The organism is Amycolatopsis thailandensis (genome assembly GCF_042723255.1).
In the GTDB taxonomy this organism is placed as follows: Bacteria; Actinomycetota; Actinomycetes; order Mycobacteriales; family Pseudonocardiaceae; genus Amycolatopsis; species Amycolatopsis thailandensis.
The window spans coordinates 1-3,383 of the sequence record NZ_JBHXJK010000005.1 but is presented as its reverse complement, the minus strand read 5'-3'; the positions used below and the strand labels follow the sequence as shown (position 1 = coordinate 3,383).

The following is a 3,383-nucleotide window of genomic DNA, read 5'->3' as shown; positions in this document are numbered from 1 at the left end:
GGTGAGGACGGTTAGAACCGTCCTCACCACTCACGAGACGTCACGCGATACCCGCCGCGAACACGTGCATCGCGGTGTTGGACGGAAGCGTCACCGCGACGACCTCCTTCCCCGCGGTCAGCGGGACGGAGTTCGCGAACACCCGGTACGGCGTGGTCGGATAGGCCGCCCCGGCGCGGGTGTTCTTGCCCATCACGGTCGCCACCGTCGTCGCGCCGTACTGGGCGGGATCGGCGCAGCACCAGTTGGGGAAGCCGAGCTCGGCCTGACTCGTGGTGCCGTCGGCGTAGCGGACGACGACGGTGCCCTTCGCCGTGCCCGTGCCGGTCCCCGTCAGCACCAGCTTGCCGCCCGTCCCCCGCACCGCGATGGTCTGACCGGACGCGAGGACGTTGTCCTTCTGCCCGGTGCCGGTTTCCGGCCAGGTCAGCTGAGCACCGAGGGCGGTGAAACCCGCACCGGGTTTGAGACCGGCTTCGGCGAGACCTTCGGCCCGGAGACTGCTGCCGCCGCCGTCGATGTCCCCCACCGCGACGTGGGCCGCGTCGGTGACGCCGACGTTGCCGTAGGCCGCGGCGAGCGAACCGTGCGGGACGGTGACCGTCACCGAGTCGGTGACCCGGTTCTCCCCGAGCCGCGCCTTGTACGACGCCGACGCGGTGAGCTGGTAGTCGTCCGGTTTGATCCCCGCGTCCGGCGTCACCTTGACCGGGACCTGGACGGTCTTGCCGGGCATCACCAGTCGCGGCCCGGCGGGCACCTCGACGCGAAAGCCGTTGGTGGGCACGGAGAACGAGACATCCCGGACCGGCAGCGGCGTGCCGTTGGTGAAGCTCAGCGTGCCCGTCGCGGTCTGCCCGGGACCGGCGACCGCCGGCACGGACAGGGCGACCGAACCGTTGCGGTCCTCGGGGAAGATCCCGCCGACCGCGCTCGTGCCGAACAGCCGGACGTCCTGGCGGTCACCGGCGCCGATCTTGCCGGTCTTCACCCTGGCGACCCCGCCGGTGGCCGGATCGAACCACCAGCCCGACGGCGCCGCGTCCAGTTCGGCCTTGCTGCCGTACTGCCGCAGGATCGAGGTCCCGGCGAGGACGGTCGCGGGCTTGCTTCCCGTGTGGACGGTCAGCTGGTAGTTCCGCGACGCGGGCTTTCCGGCGTAGGAACCGGAACTCGCCCCGATCCCCACCGTCACCGTGCCCAGCCCGGACGTCGGCGCGTCGACGGTGAAGGTCTGCTTCGCCTGGTCACCGTTCTTGTACGCCCTGGTCACGCCGTCGTCTTCGGTGAGCGTGAACGAACCCTTGCCCTGCGGGTAGACGTCGAGGTCGAGCACGCCCTTGTCCCGGGTCTGCCACGACTTCGTGCCCTCGGCCCACATCGGCACCACGGCACCGGCGCGGACGAACAACGGCAGCGTGTCGAGCGGCGCGTCGTAACCGTCCACAGTGGTCGGTCCGGTGTAGGTCTTGCCGCTCCAGTAGTCGACCCAGGTGCCCTTCGGCAGGTAGATGCCGTTGCGGACGGTGGAGTTCTCGTACACCGGCGCGACGAGGAAGTCCTTGCCGGACAGGAACTCGTACTTCGCCTTCTCGCCCCAGACGTTCGGGTCGTCGGGGTATTCGAGCGCGAGCGGGCGGACCTGGCCGACGCCGGTGGCGTGCGCGTCCACCGAATGGCTGTAGGTGTAGGGCAGCAGCCGTTCCTTGAGCAGCAGGTACTTGCGGTTGATCGAGGTGAACGGCTCGCCGTACTTCCACGGCTGCTTGTCCGAAGCGGCCCAGCCGTCCATCGTCATCGAGACCGGCAGGAAGGCCTTCCACTGCAGGTCGCGGACGTAGGTCTGCGGGCTGCCGCCGAAGATGCCGTCGATGTCGCCGGTGTTGTACGCGATACCCGAGGTCGTCGCGCCGGCGTAGGTCGGGATCTGCCACTTGATGTAGTCGTAGGAGCCTGCCTGGTCGCCGCTCCACAGCACGCCGCAACGCTGCGCGCCCGCCCAGCTCACCGGCGTCCAGACGAAGCCGCGCGCGTCGCTGTTGTCCTCGATGCCCTTGTGCGCGGTGTCGCACGCGTCGAGCGCGAACTGATAGCCGGGGCCGACCCACGCGACGTCGAGTTTGCGGACCCGGACCCCGGCCTTGACCTCTTCGACCTGGTTCGGGACACCGTTCTCGGTCCACAGCCCGAGCTGCATGTTGTTCTTGCGGAGGCCTTCGCCGGTCTGCTGGAGGTTTTCGTACCCGCAGCCGTAACCGTCGTTGACGAGCATCCAGCCGTTGGGCATCCCGTGCTCGGTGTAGCCCTCGGCGACCTTCACCGCGTCCAGCGTGTGCCGCTCGCCGCGGTTGGCGTTGTGCAGGTAGCAGTCGGCGTCACCGTGCTCCAGCCCGTAGAGCGGGGGCAGGAAAGGCTTCCCGACCAGGTCGGTGTAGCCGGTGATGACGTCCTTGAGCCCGTTGCCGACGACGTAAGTCGCGTCGAAGCGACGCTCGTCGTGCGTGGTGCGCACCGGCTCGGTGAAGGCGTACTTGCCTTGCGCGAAGGTGTTGCGCAGCACGCCGTATCCCGCCGTGGAGGCGTAGAACGGCTGCGAATTCGGGGCCCCGCCGTCATTCCAGTTGTAGTCCGCGAAGATCCGGATGGTCTGGTCGCGGTGGCTGAAGCGGCCGTTCTGCTCGCCTCCGCCGACGAACTGCTCGGTCGCCGTCCGCGCCAGGGTCTGCGTGGTCGCTTTGTCGGTCCAGGACAGCGGCGCCGATTCCTCCCAGAGGCGCTTGCGGTCCGCGCCGTCGTACAGCGCGAGCCGCATCGGGTGCTTGTACGCCCGCAGCGTGGCCTTGGCCGTGGAAACCGCCCAGTAGTCCCCCTTGTCGACCTTCTTCGGCGTGACCTCGCCGGTGCGCGGCAGCACGATCTTGCTCCCGGCCGGGTCGGTGAACTTGCCGTCCGGCCCGAGCCAGACCCGGACGGCGCCTTCGGCCGGGAAGCTGACGCGAACCGCGTCGCTCCCCGAATTCAGGGTGACCGTGGGGCCGTCGGCGGAGATCCCGGTCAGATCGCCCAGCTTGCCGGCCGCGGCCGCGGCCGGATCGGCGTGGGCGGCGACCGGGGAAAGCCCGAGAAGGGCCACTGCAGCCAGCGAACTCAGGGATTGCGCAACTCTGCTCATTCAAGACACCTTTCGCGCATGAATACGCAATAGGGTCTCTGTATAGCGCACGGTTCGCGCAAAGTCATCCGCCGAAGCGGTGCTGCCGACTTTCGTCGGGTCGGACGAAGATCCTTATGTGGCAGGGAGTCTTCGTGCCCTGGATGTCATGAAAGGGGCTTTCAGGACAGATTTCGTCCTGAAAGCCCCTTTCATGTCACTCGGGAACGGA

1 protein-coding gene is annotated in these 3,383 nt (G+C 68.4%); it reads right to left on the bottom strand.

The features are described 5' to 3' along the window. Window positions 1-40: 40 nt before the first annotated feature. The gene (locus ACFWMR_RS02970) at window positions 41-3,172 is read right to left on the bottom strand and encodes a TIM-barrel domain-containing protein (protein ID WP_378376541.1); all 3,132 of its coding nucleotides are present in this window, start codon (window positions 3,170-3,172) and stop codon (window positions 41-43) included. Between the last annotated feature and the right edge of the window lie 211 nt (window positions 3,173-3,383).

Coding starts and splice junctions, on each gene's coding strand:
- ACFWMR_RS02970 (WP_378376541.1), bottom strand. CDS start 3,172: ATGAGCAGAGTTGCGCAATCCCTGAGTTCGCTGGCTGCAGTGGCCCTT.